This is a genomic window from Sphingomonas sp. JUb134, assembly GCF_004341505.2.
In the GTDB taxonomy this organism is placed as follows: Bacteria; Pseudomonadota; Alphaproteobacteria; order Sphingomonadales; family Sphingomonadaceae; genus Sphingomonas.
On sequence record NZ_SLYP02000001.1, the window covers coordinates 455,441 to 469,894 of the forward strand.

General features: G+C 67.6%; 14 protein-coding genes and 1 other RNA gene. 2 read left to right on the forward strand and 13 right to left on the reverse strand.

The window, feature by feature from the left end; translation table 11 throughout:
- Positions 1 to 22: 22 nt before the first annotated feature.
- Genes prsR through EDF69_RS01995 form a run of 3 tightly spaced genes read right to left on the reverse strand, consistent with a single transcriptional unit; the run spans position 23 to position 4,806 of the window.
- Positions 23 to 1,375 carry a PEP-CTERM-box response regulator transcription factor gene (gene prsR / locus EDF69_RS01985; protein WP_132882890.1) on the reverse strand — a complete coding sequence of 451 codons (1,353 nt, stop codon included), beginning with the start codon at positions 1,373 to 1,375 and terminating at the stop codon, positions 23 to 25.
- Positions 1,372 to 3,417 carry an XrtA/PEP-CTERM system histidine kinase PrsK gene (gene prsK / locus EDF69_RS01990; protein ID WP_204991289.1) on the reverse strand — a complete coding sequence of 682 codons (2,046 nt, stop codon included), beginning with the start codon at positions 3,415 to 3,417 and terminating at the stop codon, positions 1,372 to 1,374. Before prsK ends, prsR begins: the two co-directional genes overlap by 4 nt.
- A complete protein-coding gene (locus tag EDF69_RS01995; RefSeq protein WP_132882891.1) occupies positions 3,418 to 4,806 on the reverse strand; it encodes a TIGR03013 family XrtA/PEP-CTERM system glycosyltransferase in 1,389 nt (462 codons plus the stop codon).
- Between the two features lie 176 nt (positions 4,807 to 4,982).
- Between EDF69_RS01995 and EDF69_RS02000 the strand changes: the two genes are divergently transcribed.
- Positions 4,983 to 6,038 carry a mannose-1-phosphate guanylyltransferase/mannose-6-phosphate isomerase gene (locus EDF69_RS02000; protein WP_132882892.1) on the forward strand — a complete coding sequence of 352 codons (1,056 nt, stop codon included), beginning with the start codon at positions 4,983 to 4,985 and terminating at the stop codon, positions 6,036 to 6,038.
- 40 nt (positions 6,039 to 6,078) lie between these two features.
- On the opposite strand, the gene EDF69_RS02005 is transcribed toward EDF69_RS02000, so the two are convergent.
- Positions 6,079 to 6,510 (reverse strand): RrF2 family transcriptional regulator, encoded by a 432-nt coding sequence (locus tag EDF69_RS02005; protein ID WP_125962126.1) that lies wholly within the window; start codon positions 6,508 to 6,510, stop codon positions 6,079 to 6,081.
- Between the two features lie 48 nt (positions 6,511 to 6,558).
- Here EDF69_RS02005 and ssrA point away from each other — a divergent pair.
- Positions 6,559 to 6,899: a transfer-messenger RNA gene (gene ssrA / locus EDF69_RS02010) on the forward strand.
- A 47-nt stretch (positions 6,900 to 6,946) separates the two neighbouring features.
- On the opposite strand, the gene EDF69_RS02015 is transcribed toward ssrA, so the two are convergent.
- The 9 genes from EDF69_RS02015 to EDF69_RS02055 form a co-directional block, all read right to left on the reverse strand.
- A complete protein-coding gene (locus EDF69_RS02015) occupies positions 6,947 to 7,315 on the reverse strand; it encodes a DUF4440 domain-containing protein (protein ID WP_132882893.1) in 369 nt (122 codons plus the stop codon).
- Positions 7,316 to 7,381: 66 nt separating this feature from the next.
- Positions 7,382 to 8,389, reverse strand: coding sequence for a sensor histidine kinase (locus EDF69_RS02020; protein ID WP_132882894.1), 1,008 nt, complete (start codon positions 8,387 to 8,389; stop codon positions 7,382 to 7,384).
- Between the two features lie 141 nt (positions 8,390 to 8,530).
- On the reverse strand, positions 8,531 to 10,861 hold the full coding sequence (gene pnp / locus EDF69_RS02025; RefSeq protein ID WP_132882895.1) for a polyribonucleotide nucleotidyltransferase: 2,331 nt from the start codon (positions 10,859 to 10,861) through the stop codon (positions 8,531 to 8,533).
- A gap of 250 nt (positions 10,862 to 11,111) precedes the next feature.
- Positions 11,112 to 11,381 (reverse strand): 30S ribosomal protein S15, encoded by a 270-nt coding sequence (rpsO, locus tag EDF69_RS02030; RefSeq protein WP_125962122.1) that lies wholly within the window; start codon positions 11,379 to 11,381, stop codon positions 11,112 to 11,114.
- An 11-nt stretch (positions 11,382 to 11,392) separates the two neighbouring features.
- On the reverse strand, positions 11,393 to 12,286 hold the full coding sequence (gene truB / locus EDF69_RS02035; RefSeq protein ID WP_132882896.1) for a tRNA pseudouridine(55) synthase TruB: 894 nt from the start codon (positions 12,284 to 12,286) through the stop codon (positions 11,393 to 11,395).
- 1 nt (position 12,287) lies between these two features.
- A complete protein-coding gene (locus tag EDF69_RS02040; RefSeq protein ID WP_132882897.1) occupies positions 12,288 to 12,974 on the reverse strand; it encodes a site-2 protease family protein in 687 nt (228 codons plus the stop codon).
- Positions 12,975 to 13,184: 210 nt separating this feature from the next.
- A complete protein-coding gene (locus tag EDF69_RS02045) occupies positions 13,185 to 13,757 on the reverse strand; it encodes a thymidine kinase (RefSeq protein WP_132882898.1) in 573 nt (190 codons plus the stop codon).
- Positions 13,757 to 14,149 (reverse strand): PIN domain-containing protein, encoded by a 393-nt coding sequence (locus EDF69_RS02050; RefSeq protein WP_165890000.1) that lies wholly within the window; start codon positions 14,147 to 14,149, stop codon positions 13,757 to 13,759. The genes EDF69_RS02045 and EDF69_RS02050 overlap by 1 nt, the downstream gene beginning before the upstream one ends.
- Positions 14,143 to 14,427 (reverse strand): AbrB/MazE/SpoVT family DNA-binding domain-containing protein, encoded by a 285-nt coding sequence (locus tag EDF69_RS02055; protein ID WP_132882900.1) that lies wholly within the window; start codon positions 14,425 to 14,427, stop codon positions 14,143 to 14,145. Before EDF69_RS02055 ends, EDF69_RS02050 begins: the two co-directional genes overlap by 7 nt.
- Positions 14,428 to 14,454 lie beyond the last annotated feature (27 nt).

Consider the following 14,454-nt stretch of genomic DNA (forward strand, 5'->3'; position numbering starts at 1 on the left):
CGCGCGATGGCGTCAGGCAAGCTCACGGCTGCAAGTCATAGGCCTTCATCAGGTCGTAGAGCGTCGGACGGCTGATCCCCAGCAGCCGCGCGGTGCCGGAGATGTTGCCCTGGGCCCGCGCCAGCGCATGGCGGATCGCGCGGCGGTCCGCCTCTTCGCGGATCGCCTTCAGGTTGATCGGCTCGGCCTCGCCATGGTCCAGATCGAGGTCGGCGGCGGTGACCTGCTTGGCGTCCGCCATGATGACGGCGCGCTTCACCCGGTTCTCCAGCTCGCGCACGTTGCCGGGCCAACTCCAGGCGTCGATCGCCGCCAAGGCGTCGGGTGCGAAGCCCGTCACCGCTGCGTTCATCTGGCGCGCATAGCGGCGCAGGAAATGCCGCGCGAGCAGCCCGGCGTCCCCCGGCCGTTCAGCCAGCGACGGGATCCGCACCACGATCTCCGCGAGGCGATAGTAGAGGTCCTCGCGGAACCGCCCGTCCGCCACCATCGCGTCCAGGTCCTGGTGGGTCGCGCAGACGATGCGCGTGTCCACCGGGATCGGCTTGCGCCCGCCGATCCGCTCGATCACCCGCTCCTGCAGGAAGCGCAGCAGCTTCACCTGCAACGGCAGCGGCACGTCGCCGATCTCGTCCAGGAACAGCGTACCGCCCTGCGCAGCCTCAATCTTGCCCGCGGTGGTCTTAATCGCGCCGGTGAACGCGCCCTTCTCATGCCCGAACAGCTCACTTTCGAGCAGGGTCTCCGGGATGGCCGCGCAGTTGATGGCGACGAACGCGCCCTTTGCGCGCGGGCTCGCGTCGTGAAGCCCTCGCGCCAGCAGTTCCTTGCCGGTGCCGGACGCCCCCAGCAGCAGCACCGACACGTCGGCAGGCGCCACCCGCTCGATGGTTCGCGTGACCTTGAGCATTTCCGGGGCGGCGGTCAGCATGCCGCCCAGCGCCGTCTCGCCCTCGATCCGCGCCGCAAGCCGCCGGTTCTCCGCCTCCAGCGCGTGGACGTGGAACGCGCGCGCGACGATCAGCCCCAGCGTGTCGATGTCGATCGGTTTCGAATAGAAATCGAACGCCCCCATCGCGATCGCCTTCAGTGCGCTTTCGCGGGCACCGTGGCCGGATGCGACGATGATCTTGGTGTCCGGCTTCAGCGCCAGCATCGCCTCCAGCGTGGCGAAGCCCTCGCTGGTGCCGTCCGGGTCCGGCGGCAACCCCAGGTCGAGCGTCACTACCTGGGGCTCCTCCGCCCGGAGCGCCGCGAGTGCCGCCGCACGGTCGCCCACCGCCGTGATCGCATAGCCCTCATAGGCCCAGCGCAGCTGCCGCTGGAGGCCCAGGTCGTCCTCGACGATCAGCAGCCGTCGCATCTCGGCGCTCATGCCGCCTCCTCCATGGTTGATTGCGGGGCCCGCGGCAGCAGCACGCGGAACGTCGATCCCTGCCCCTCGCGGCTGGTCACCTCGACCCGTCCGCCCATCGCCTGCGCCAGCTGGCTTGCCTCGAACGCGCCGATCCCGAAGCCGCCGGCCTTTGACGAGACGAACGGCTTGAACAGACGCTCGCGCACGAATGCCGGCGACATGCCCTGGCCGCAGTCGATGACCTCGATCGCTGCCATGTCCTCGGCATGGCGTACGCGCAGCATCACCGGCATGTCCGGCGCGCTCGCCTCCACGGCATTCTGGACCAGATGCCCCAGCAGTTGTTCCAGCCGCGCCGCATCGGCAATCGCGCGAACCGGTTCCTCGGCCTCCACGCGCACCGCATGCTGGGCGCGCCGCGCGTTGGCGATCCCATGCGCCAGCGCCACCAAGTCGAGCGGCCTCGGCATGCCCGCCGCCGCCGGCTGCCGCTGCGCAAGCCGCGCGAGCAGGTCGTTCATCCGTGCGGCGGACTCCTGCAAGGTCGCCACCATGTCGGCGCGGAACTCCGGGTTGTCGGCATGGCGCTCGGCATTGCGCGCGACCAGGCTCAGCTGACTGACCAGGTTCTTCAGGTCATGCAGGATGAAGGCGAAGCGCCGGTTGAACTCGTCGAAGCGCTGCGCCTCCAGCAGGGCTTCGGTCGCGCGCGCCTCGGCCAGATAACTGGCGACCTGACGCCCGGCGATCTTGAGCAGGTCGAAGTCTTCCCAGTCGAGCGCTCGGTCGACCGGCGGCCGCGCCACCAGAATCGCGCCCACGAGCTGTCCCAGGTGCGGCAGCGGCACGATCACCCAGGCATCCGCCAGGTCCAGCATCCAGGCGGGGATTGCCTCCGCATCCATCCGCTCGGCGATGCCCGAGCGGACTGCATCGAGCTCCAGCACCCGTCCACTCTCCGCCAGATGCCGGGCGAGGGCAGCGGCGGGCTCAGGGGTCGCCCCCTCCATCGGCCAGTTCCAGCCGGCGGCGCGCTCCAGCCCCTCCTCGCCCGCGATCAGCAGCATGCCCGCGGGGGACTGGGTCAGATCGGCGATCGCCTTCACCACGCGCTCGGCAAGCGGCGCGCCGCCCTGGGGCCGGCCCAGCGTCTCGGTGAAGCGTGCCCATTCGACGCGATAGTCGTAACGGTGCTGGAACAGGTGCTTGGTGAGCTTGACCCGGACCCAGGCGCGGAGCCACGTTGACGACATCAGCGTCAGCAGCGCGGCGGTCGACCCGAAGACGAATGCCGTCTGGAGAACGCGTGCATGGTCTCCGCCCAGGCTCGCCAGGGCCGCGTTGCCCGCGATCATGACGAGCACATAGCCCACCAGGCCCAGAACGGAGAGCGAGTGCAGCGTCGCGGTGCGGGACACCCGCAACTCGCGCCCGCCGCTGCGATGAAAGGCGAGCGCGATGACGGCGGCGAGCAGCGCCAGTGCCAAGCCACGCATCGCCTGGAACTCGCCCGGGGCGTCCCCGGTCAGATAGCGGAGCGCGCTCAGGTTGACGTCGATCAGCCACAATGCCCCGATCGCGGTCATCGCCAGCCGCAGTCCCGACCGGCCGAGTCCTGTGCTCAACCCATAGAGCAGCACCAGCCCCCCGGCTGCCGACAGTGCGCGCATCAGCAGCGCGGCGCGCATCAGCCCGGTGGCGACCGCTTCCGGCTTCGCCCCGGTCGCCAGCAGTTGCAGGACCACCTGCAACGCGACCACCAGCGCCACGACCGCGTAGGCGATCGGCAGCGTCAGGTAGCGCGCGCCGCCCCAGCGGTGGATCGCCAGCATAACGGCCAGCCACGCGAGATTGCGCAGTCCTTCCACCACCACCGTGGGAGGCTCCGCGTCGCCGATGCCGGCGACCGACAAGGCCCAGAGCGCCGTCAGCACCAGCGCCGCGGCAAAGCTGACGCGGATCACGCGCGGCAACTCGCGGCTGCGCACCGCCCAGATCGCCAGCATCCCGAACAGCAGCGCGGCCAGCGCGTGGCTCCACAGGATGAGGTCGGGCAGCATTCAGCGCGCGCCCTCGGGCCAGAGCACCACCCGCACCGTCTGGAGCAGGATCAGCAGGTCCAGGAACGGCGAGTAGTTCTTGGCATAGTAGAGGTCGTATTCGAGCTTCTGGCGCGAATCCTCGATCGAGGCCCCATAGGGATAGTTGATCTGCGCCCAGCCGGTGATGCCGGGCTTCACCATGTGGCGTTCGGCATAATAGGGAAGCTGCTGCTCCAAATCGTCGACGAACTGCGGCCGCTCGGGACGCGGGCCAACGAAGCTCATGTCGCCCTTCAGCACGCTCCAGCACTGGGGCAGCTCGTCGATGCGCAGCTTGCGCAGGATGCGGCCGACGCGCGTGATGCGCGGATCATCCTTTTCCGCCCAGACGGCATTGCCGCCGACCTCTGCATCCACCCGCATCGAGCGCAGCTTGATGATGTCGAAGGCGAGGCCATAGAGGCCGATCCGGCGCTGGCGGTAGAAGGCAGGCCCGCGGCTGTCGAGCTTCACCGCAAGCACCGCGAGCACCAGCACCGGCAGCACCAGGACGAGCAGCAGCAGGCTGACGGTCACGTCGAACAGCCGCTTGAACATGCTGGAGAACACCCGGCCCGACGAGAATCCGTCGGAGAAGATCAGCCAGGACGGGTTCACGCTGTCCAGGTCGACGCGCCCGGTTTCGCGCTCCAGAAAGGTCGAGAGCTCGTTGACGTGGACGCCGGTGGTCTTGATCCGCAGCAGGTCCTTGAGCGGGAGCGCGTTGCGCCGTTCCTCCAGGGCAAGCACCACTTCGCTCGCGTTGAGCAGCACGACGTGCTCGGCCAGGTTGTTGATCGCCTCGCGTCCGATCGCCTCCGGCATCACCGGCTGCGCGTCCCCCATGCCGACATAGCCGACCACGACAAAGGCAGCGCCCGGCGCCCGCGCCAGTGCCTTCAGCCGCGCGGCACGGGGGCCGGCGCCCAGCACTACCACGCGCCGCTTGAAGACGTGGCCTCCGAGCGTCCGCCCGAGCAGGATCCGGAGCATCAGCAGCAGGACGACGGCGAACCCCATCGCGTAGAGCAGGTTGGAGCGCCAGAAGGTGATCGTGGGGATCAGGAAGAACAGCGCCGCCAGCGCGATCGCGCCCAGCGCGATGGCGACGATCAGCCGGGCGGCGGCAAAGCGCAGCGACTGGAGCGCCTCCGCCCCGTAGACGCCGACCGCGATCATCGCGAGTTCCAGTGCCGCGGCGAAGCTCAGCAATTCGGGAATGCGCGTCTGGATCGGCTCTGCGACCATGCCGATCTGCCCGGCGCGCACGATCCAGCCCAGCTCCGCCGACACCAGCAACAGCGCGAAGTCCAGCATCCCGAGCAACAGCACGGCATGGGGTATGTAGTGCTTGAACAGCCTGATCATGACGCCCGGTTTCCTGGCCGGGCGTAAGAACCCGGTCGGCACCCCTTCCCTCTTGCAACAATACCCAAAGAAAAGCTGAACACAGACGCCCACGGTGCGTTGTGCGCTGCGTCATCCTGACGTCTAATGCCCCGCATCCTTCGGGGCATATCTCATTTTCCATGGAGAAGCGCCACATGCAGTCCGCAACCGCGATCGTCCCCGTCATCCTGTCGGGAGGGTCCGGGACACGGCTGTGGCCCATCTCCACGCGGGAGCGCCCCAAGCAGCTGCTCTGCCTGACCGCCGAGGAGACCATGCTCCAGCTGACCGCGCGCCGGGCGTCGGGACCGCGGTTCGGCGCGCCGATCGTGGTGGCGAACGCCGCCCACGCGCAGGAGATCGAGGACCAGCTCGGCGAGATCGGTGCCGCGGCCCAGGCGCTCGTGCTGGAGCCGATGGGACGCAACACCGCGCCCGCGATCGCCTTGGCGGCGGTGGCGGCCGGCGGGGACGCCACCCCGCTGCTGGTGATGCCGTCCGACCACGTCATCGCCGACGTGCCCGCCTTCCACGCCGCGATCGAGGCGGCGCTACCGCTGGTCGCGGAAGGCTGGCTGGTCACCTTCGGCATCGCCCCCGATTCGCCGGAGACCGGCTATGGCTGGATCAAGGTGGGCGAAGAGATCGCGCCCGGTGCCCACCGCGTCGAGCGTTTCGTGGAAAAGCCCGCGCGGGAGAAGGCGGAGGCGATGCTGACCGACGGCAGCCACGCCTGGAACGGGGGCATCTTCCTGTTCCGCGCCGACATGTATCTCGGCGCGCTCGGCACCCATGCGCCCGAAATGCGCGTCGCTGCCGAAACGGCGATGAGCCGCGCCCGGCATGAGGGCAAGCGCGTCTATCCCGAAGCCGAAGCCTTTGCCGCCTCGCCTTCGGAGTCGATCGACTATGCCGTGATGGAAAAGGCGGCGCAGGTCGCCGTCGTCCCGGTGGCGATGGGATGGAGCGACGTCGGCAGCTGGGACGCGCTCCACGCGATCAGCGTCCGCGACGAGAACGACAATGTCGCCGGTCCCGAGGTGCTGATGCTGGAGACGAGCGGCTGTCTGGTCCGCAGCGACCGCGCACGCATCTCCATGGTCGGGGTAAAGGACCTGATCGTCGTCGCAAGCGGCGAGGACATCCTGATCCTGCCGCGCGGCCGCTCCCAGGAAGTGAAGCGGCTGCTGGAGGCGATGAAGCGCGACTGAGCCGGGCAGTTCCCGCGCCAGCCGGTCCGGCGCCAAAGCGTCAGGCGGCGGCCAGTTCCTCGGCCGTCGCGTCCGCCAGGCTGGTGCCGTCGAGGATGCGGGCAGTCTCGTCCCGCACCCGCGCCATGGCGATGCGGATCGCACAGGCCGCCTCGTCCTTGCAGTCGTTGCAGGGACGATAGGCCGTCCGGCTGACGCAGGGCACCAGCGCCAGCGGCCCCTCGATCACGCGGATGATCTCGCCCAGCGAGATCAGGTGGCTGGGACGGGCGAGTCGATAGCCGCCCGCCTTGCCGCGCGTGGACAGCAGGAACCCCGCCTCGCGCAGATCCGCGAGGATCAGTTCGAGGAACTTGCGCGGGACATTGGCCCCGGTCGCGATCCGGTGCATCGGGGTGGGTGCGACGCTCGGAGGTTGGGCGGCCAGGAACAACATTGCGCGCAGCGCATAACGAGAACGCTGGGTCAACATCTTGGATGAGCCCATGCCAGCCCTTTGTGGCCATGAAAAGACCGCGGCAGGCTTTAATTGCCGAAACCGAGTGGCTATATGCGCTTCTGCCGGCTTCGGCCGGATATGGCGATAAACTGCGGCGTAGACTAGGCGCAGCGGACCCGGGGGCAGTACCCGGCGGCTCCACCAGAACCAGCCTTCCAGGCCGGTCCTGACGGGGCCGAACCAGGATCGACGTGTGTTGAAAGGCGCTGTTTTCGCTCGGAATGGGACCACCGCAACGGCCCATTACACAAGTGCCAACGATAACGAAGCACTCGCTATTGCGGCCTAACCCCACGGCTTAACGGCCTAAGGTTGGACTAAAATGCGCGGTTGGACCGCACCGGGCAACAGAAGCGGATTCCAGCGGTACGGGGAGCACCGGGCAACAGAAGCTCCCCACTCACCACCTTCAGCCCTCGCGGGCTTCGGCCACCGGCGGCGGCGTCTGCTGGTGCTGGACCACACGCCACTCCTCATGCGCCAGCCGGCGATAAGTCGAGGTGCAGTGCGCGACGTAGCGCTCCTCGCCACGGTTGGCCTCTGCCGTATAGCCGATCACGATCAGCCCTTCCTGCGGGCGCATGATCTGCTGGTTGGAAAAGGCGACCGACTGCCACCGCGGCGTATCCGATACCGCCTCTGCCGCCTGCATGCCCGTGACGACGAACGGCTTGGTCGGCACGACCATCACGCTCTCGTCATCGATGGAGGCGCGGTAGTGCTCCGCATCTCCCGTCCACAGGCTTTCCTCGAACTGCCAGACCCGTTCGTCGTCCACGGCGTGCTCCTTCGATAAGGGTGTCCGCGGTCAGCGCATGGGCGGGGTGCGCAGTTCCCTCGGCATTCAGGCGGGCAGCAACAGCCGGGCGGTCGTCCCGTGCTCGCGGATCAGGTCGAACTTCCCATTGAGCTGGCTCGCCAGCATCGTTGCGATCTTGAGGCCCAGGCTGTCGGACGCCTCGATCCGAAAGCCATCCGGCAGGCCGTCGCCGTCGTCGCGGACCTCGACCTTCACCATGTCGGCACCGTGCCGCGCCAGATGCACCTCGATGCAGCCCCCCTCCTTGTCGCGAAAGCCGTGCTCGATCGCGTTTGCCATCGCCTCGGCAACGATCAGCGCGAGCGGGATCGCCGCGTCCGGGGAGAGCGGCGCGTCTTCCGCCACGTTGATCGAACAGCGCACGCCCGTACGCCCGCTCGCTTCCACCACGTCCGCGCACAGCGGCTCTAGGAATTCGCGCATGCTGCGCGTAGCGCCGCCGGCGTCATAGAGCTGGCGGCTGATCCGGCCGATCAGCGCCAGCCGGCGTGCCGCTTCGTCCAGCGCTGCCCGCGCAGTCGTGTCGTCCACCTGCCGCTTCTGGACCGACAGCAGCCCCGCCGCGACCTGCAGATTGTTCGACACCCGGTGCTGGAGTTCGGAAAACAGCAGTTCGCGCGTTTCCGCGAGCGTCCGGCTCAGTTCGCGCTCACGCGCCAGGTTGCGGTTGGCACGCTGCATCCAGTGCACCAGCGCGATGTCGGTCACGACGACGAAGACGTAGAAGAGGAGGGCGAGCACGCCCGGCCCCGCAACGTCGAAGCTACGGTACTCCGGGATGAAATAGTACCAGGCGAGCAACCCGCACAGCAGCGCGGACAAGGCCCCCAGCCGAACTCCGAACAGAAAGGAGCTGACGATCACCGCCGGGAAAAAGGTGACGTAGGGGAAGCCGCTGGGCAGGAACGGGTCCGCGAACCAGCGCAGGACAAAGGCGCCCGCGACCAGGATCAGCGTGACCGATACACCAAGCACCGGCCGATCGCTGGCGAGCGGCAAGCGTTCCAGGAAATGGTTTCCCGCCTTCGGCATTACGCGTGCTGCTCCCCACCCCGCCCAAGGCGGCTGCGCTCCATGGCACGGCCGCAGGGCACAAGCAATTGGAAGGGCTGCAAGAAAAAGGGGCCCGCGTTGCCGCGAGCCCCTCTTCTTCGATCGATTTTTAGCGACCGATCAGTTGTCGGTGATGAACGACGGCAGGCCGATGTCGCCGCCGTCCTCGCCGCCCTTGTTCTCGCCTTCGCTGCGCTCCCGACGCGGGCCGCGCTCGCGACGGCGCTCGCCGCCGCGCTCGCCACCCTCGCGGCGGGGACCGCGATCGCCACGATCACCACGGTCGCCGCGCGGGCCACGATCGCTGCGCTCGCCGCGCGGCTCGCGTGCCGGACGGGTGTCCTCCAGCTCGGCGCCGGTCTCCTGGTCGACGACGCGCATCGACAGGCGCACCTTGCCGCGCTGGTCGACCTCGAGCACCTTGACCTTCACTTCCTGGCCTTCGGTGACGACGTCGCCCGGCTTTTCGACGCGCTCGTTCTTCATCTCGGACACGTGGACGAGGCCGTCCTTGCCACCCATGAAGTTCACGAACGCACCGAAGTCGACGATGTTGACGACCTTGCCGGTGTAGATCTTGCCGACCTCGGCCTCTTCGACGATGCCCTTGATCCAGTTGATCGCGGCTTCGATCTGCGCGGTGTCGGACGAGCTGACCTTGATCACGCCCTCGTCGTCGATGTCGACCTTGGCGCCAGTGGTGGCGACGATCTCGCGGATCACCTTGCCGCCCGTGCCGATGACGTCGCGGATCTTCGACTTGTCGATCGTGAAGGTCTCGATGCGCGGGGCATGGGCGGAAAGCTCGGTGCGGGTCTCGCCCAGCGCCTTGTTCATCTCGCCCAGGATGTGCGCACGGCCTTCCTTCGCCTGCGCAAGCGCGACCTTCATGATCTCCTCGGTGATGCCGGCGATCTTGATGTCCATCTGAAGGCTGGTGATGCCCTCCGACGTGCCCGCCACCTTGAAGTCCATGTCGCCCAGGTGATCTTCGTCACCCAGGATGTCAGAGATGACGGCGAAGTCCTTGCCCTCCAGGATCAGGCCCATCGCGATGCCCGACACCGGACGCTTGAGCGGAACGCCCGCATCCATCATCGACAGCGAACCGCCGCACACCGTCGCCATCGACGACGAGCCGTTGGACTCGGTGATGTCCGACAGAACGCGGATCGTGTAGGGGAACTCCTCCTTCGACGGCAGCACCGGGTGCAGCGCGCGCCAGGCGAGCTTGCCGTGGCCGACTTCGCGACGGCCGGGCGCACCGAAGCGGCCCACTTCACCGACCGAATAGGGCGGGAAGTTATAATGCAGCATGAAGTGCTCGTAGTGCAGCCCGTTGAGGCCGTCGATCATCTGCTCGGCGTCCTTGGTGCCAAGCGTGGTCGAGCAGATCGCCTGGGTCTCGCCGCGGGTGAACAGCGCCGAGCCGTGCGTGCGCGGCAGGAAGTGTACCATCGCGTCGATCGGACGGACGGTCTTGGTGTCGCGGCCGTCGATGCGGCGGCCTTCCTTCAGGATCGCGGTGCGCACCACGTCCGCCTCGAGCTTCTTCACGAGCTTGAGGACGCCCAGATACTGCGCGGGATCGCTTTCCTTCAGGTCCGCGAACGCTTCGCGCGCCTTGGTGCGGGCGTCGTTGATCGCGTTCTGGCGGTCCTGCTTGCCCGTCAGCTTGTAGGCGGCGGCCAGGTCGGCGCCGATCAGGTCCTTCAGCTTCTTCTTCTGCTTGGACTGGTCGGCGACCGGGGTCAGCTCCCAGGGGTCCTTGGCAGCCTGCTCGGCCAGGTCGATGATCGCCTCGACGATCTTCTTCGACTCCTGGTGCGCGAACACGACAGCGCCCAGCATGACCTCTTCCGAAAGCTCCTTGGCTTCGGATTCGACCATCATCACCGCGTCGTGGGTTGCGGCGACGACCAGGTCGAGCTCGCCCGCCTTGGTCTGCTCCAGCGTCGGGTTGAGGATATACTCGCCATCCTGGTAGCCGACGCGCGCGGCGCCGATCGGCCCCATGAACGGCACGCCCGAGATGGTGAGCGCAGCGGACGCCGCGATCATCGCGACGATGTCCGGCTCGTTCTCGCCGTCATAGCTCAGCACCTGAGCGATGACGTTGATCTCGTTGTAGAAGCCTTCCGGGAACAGCGGGCGGATCGGGCGATCGATCAGGCGGCTGGTCAGCGTTTCCTTCTCGGTCGCACCACGCTCGCGCTTGAAGAAGCCGCCCGGGATACGACCCGCGGCCGAATACTTCTCCTGATAGTGGACGGTCAGCGGAAAGAAGTCCTGGCCTTCCTTCACCGAGCGCGCGGCAGTCACCGCGCACAGCACCACCGTCTCGCCGAGGGTCGCGATCACCGCGCCATCGGCCTGGCGGGCGACGCGGCCCGTCTCGAGCGTCAGGGTCTTGCCGCCCCACTCGATGCTGGTCTTCTTGATATCGAACATGTCGTTTCCTTCACTCCGGCGGCCCGATGCCGGCCGGGGCAGCTTGCGGGCACCGCCCGCAGGGATGAGCCGCTTAGGGCTCGGGACCAGATCGCCGGATTGCGCCCGGTCCTGCTTGCTCCTTCGTGTTCCGCTTCAGCAGAGAGACGTTGGAGGAATTCCGTGGGTGCCGCCGAAGGCGACGGCGCCCTTGTGCCATATCCCCGGCAGCCTGGGGATAAGAAAACGGCGCCCCGCGGGGCGCCGTTCCTTACTTGCGAAGACCCAGCTTCGCGATCAGCGCGGTGTAGCGCTCGGCATCCTTCTTGCGGAGGTAGTCGAGCAGCGAACGACGCTTGTTGACCAGCATCAGCAGACCGCGGCGCGAATGGTTGTCCTTCGCGTGGGTCTTGAAGTGCTCGGTCAGGTTGGAAATCCGCTCGGTCAGGATCGCGACCTGGACCTCGGGGCTGCCGGTGTCACCGCTCTCGCGGGCGTGTTCGTTGATCAGCGCTTCCTTGCGCTCCGGGGTGATCGACATCGTCGTCCTTTCTATTCGAGGTTGAAGCCGCGAACGACACGGGCGACCCCGTGCTGGACCTCGACCAGCGCGACCGGAACCGCGTCCAGCGTCGCAAAGGCCTGACCATCGTCAGCGGCGATCCCGACCAACTGCTGCCCCTGGCGGAGCCGCCCTGCCTGGTCGGGGGTGAGGGAAACAGCCGGGATGTCGTCCAGCCCTGCCCTCAATGGCAGAAGCGCTTGTGCAAGCGCGTGGCCCTTACCGAGTTCCGCCAATTTGTCCAGCGAAATGGCCGCGTCGAGCCCGAACGGCCCCGCCTTCACCCGCCGCAGCATCGTCACATGGCCCACGCTGCCCAGTGCCAGCGCAATGTCGCGCGCGAGGCTGCGGATATAGGTGCCCTTCGACACATGGGCGGTGAGGGTTGCCTCCTCCAGCGCGCCATCGCCCGCCTCGGCGATCGTCAGCGCGTGGATGGTGACGTCGCGGCTCTTGAGCACGACCTCCTCCCCCGCCCGCGCAAGATCATAGGCGCGCTGGCCATCGACCTTGAGCGCCGAATAGGCGGGCGGCACCTGCGCGATGGGGCCGGTGAAGCGCGCCAGCACCGCCTCCAGCGCGGCGCGGGTGGGGCGCACGTCCGATGTCGCGATCACCGCGCCTTCCCGGTCCAACGTGTCGGTCTGCGCGCCGAACGCCACGGTGAAATCGTACACCTTGTCGCTATCGAGCATCCGCCCGGCGAGCTTCGTCGCCTCCCCCAGCGCGATCGGCAGCACGCCGGTCGCGAGCGGATCGAGCGTGCCGCCGTGTCCGACCTTGAACCTGCCATATCCGCCATCGCGCAGCGCGCGCTTGACCGCGCTCACCCCTTGCGTGGAGCCGAGCCCCAGCGGCTTGTCGAGCAAGATCCAGCCGTGCATCTCAGCCCCCCAGCCCGACGAGGCGCAGCAGCGCCTCGGCCAGTCCGAACACGATCGGCGACACCACGCGCTCCACCACGTTCAACTGCGGCGACAGCATTGGCAGCACCAGCAGCAAGAGCAGCAGCACCGGCATGCCGAAGCGCCCGAGCTGCGCGTAGCGCCAGGCGAGCGGGCGCGGCAGCAGCCCCTCCACCACGTGCCCGCCGTCGAACGGCGGCACCGGCATCAGGTTGAACACCGCCAGGAAGAGGTTGATCAGCACGAAGTTGAGAAGATTGCTGACGACGAACCGGCTGACGATCCCCGCCTCCTCGCTGGTGACCGCCGCCACAACGGCGATCAGCAGCGCGGCGGTGAGCGCCAGCAGCAGGTTGATGGCCGGTCCGGCGAGCGCCACCAGCACCATGTGCCAGCGCGGGTTGCGCAGGCGCCCCGCATCCACCGGCACCGGCTTGGCCCAGCCGAACACCGGCGTGCCCGAGACGGCCAGCACCAGCGGCAGCGCGACGGTGCCGATCGGGTCGGCGTGGCGGATCGGGTTGAACGTCAGCCGCCGCTGCTCGGCCGCGGTCGGATCGCCCAGCCAATTGGCGACCACGCCATGCGCGACCTCGTGGAAGACGATGGCGATCACCAGCGGCACGAGCCACACGGCAATGGTCCAAGCGGTTTGTGCAATGTCCATGATGCGTGTGTCAGTGGCGATGCACGCGACCCGCCGCAAGCCCGCACGCGGACACCAGCTGGTTCAAGAGGCGTTAGGGTACGACCGTTCGTGCTGAGTAGGGGCTGAGCCTGTCGAAGCCCCGTATCGAAGCACCGCGACCGGTCCTTCGATACGCCATTTCGACTACGCTCAATGGCTACTCAGGACGAACGGGTACCCCCAATGGCATCACCCGCGCATCGCCTCGCAGAAATGCTTGCGGCACAGTGCGATGTAGCGGTCGTTGCCGCCGATCTCGGTTTGCGCGCCCTGAGTCACGGCGCGCCCCAGCACATCGACGCGCAAATTCATGGTCGCCTTGCGCCCGCACACGCACACCGACTTGATCTCCACCAGCGCGTCGGCGATCGCGAGCAGCCGTGCCGATCCCGGGAACAGCACGCCCTGAAAGTCGGTACGCAGGCCATAGGCGAGCACCGGCACGTTCAGCTCGTCGGCCACCCGCGCGAGCTGGTCCACCTGCTCCGCCGAGAGGAACTGCGCCTCGTCCACCAGCACGCAGCCGACCGGCGCGGGCTCGGCAGCGACGGCGGCGTGAAGGTCGGTTGCGGCATCGAACATCGCCGCCGGCGCCGACAGGCCGATGCGCGACCCGATCGTCCCCGCGCCCGCCCGGTCGTCCAGCGCCGCCGTGAACAACAGTGTCGTGAGCCCCCGCTCCCGATAGTTGAAGTCCGCCTGCAGCAGGGTGGTCGACTTCCCGGCATTCATGGAAGCGTAGTAGAAATAGAGCTTGGCCATCAGGCGAGGGTCTCGACGGGAAGAGGGCTGTTCGGGCCTGCCGACTTGGCGATCGCGCGATCGAAGGTGACGAACGCATCGGCTCCCCGTGCGGCGACGAGGTGCAGCATATCCGCAAGATCGCCCCCGGCTGCATAGCGCTCCAGCGCCCAGGGCAGTTGATCCACGGCCTCGGCGGTAAGTTGCGGCTGGTCGAGCATATGGGTGAGGATCGACACGATCTGTGCGCGAGAGAAGCCGTAGCGCGAACCCAGGACCCATGCAGTCTCCAGCAGCACCGTGAGGGGCAGCAGGACAGGGCCCTGCATCTGCTCCTCGGCTAAGCGAGTCTGATCGGGATCGTCCGGGACCAGCAAGCGCAGCACGACGTTGGTGTCGAGCGCCTTCACCACTCGCCGCGCGTGCCGCTCTTCGCCCATTCGGCGGCGACAGTGTCGTTCATCTCATCGATCGTGACGGGCGGGCCCTTGTAGCTCGCCGTGATCTTGCGAATCTCGTGGAGCAGTTCTTCGCTACTCCGGCCGCTCTTCATCGCGGATGGCTGGAGGAGCACGCCGCGACCGGTACGAATCACCTCGAACCGCTGCCCCGGGGCGAACCCAAGCGCATCCCGCACATCCTTCGGAATGACGACCTGGCCCTTTTCGGACATGGTAGTTTGCGCACCCATGGCGGTAAGATGTGTCTTACCGGCCGG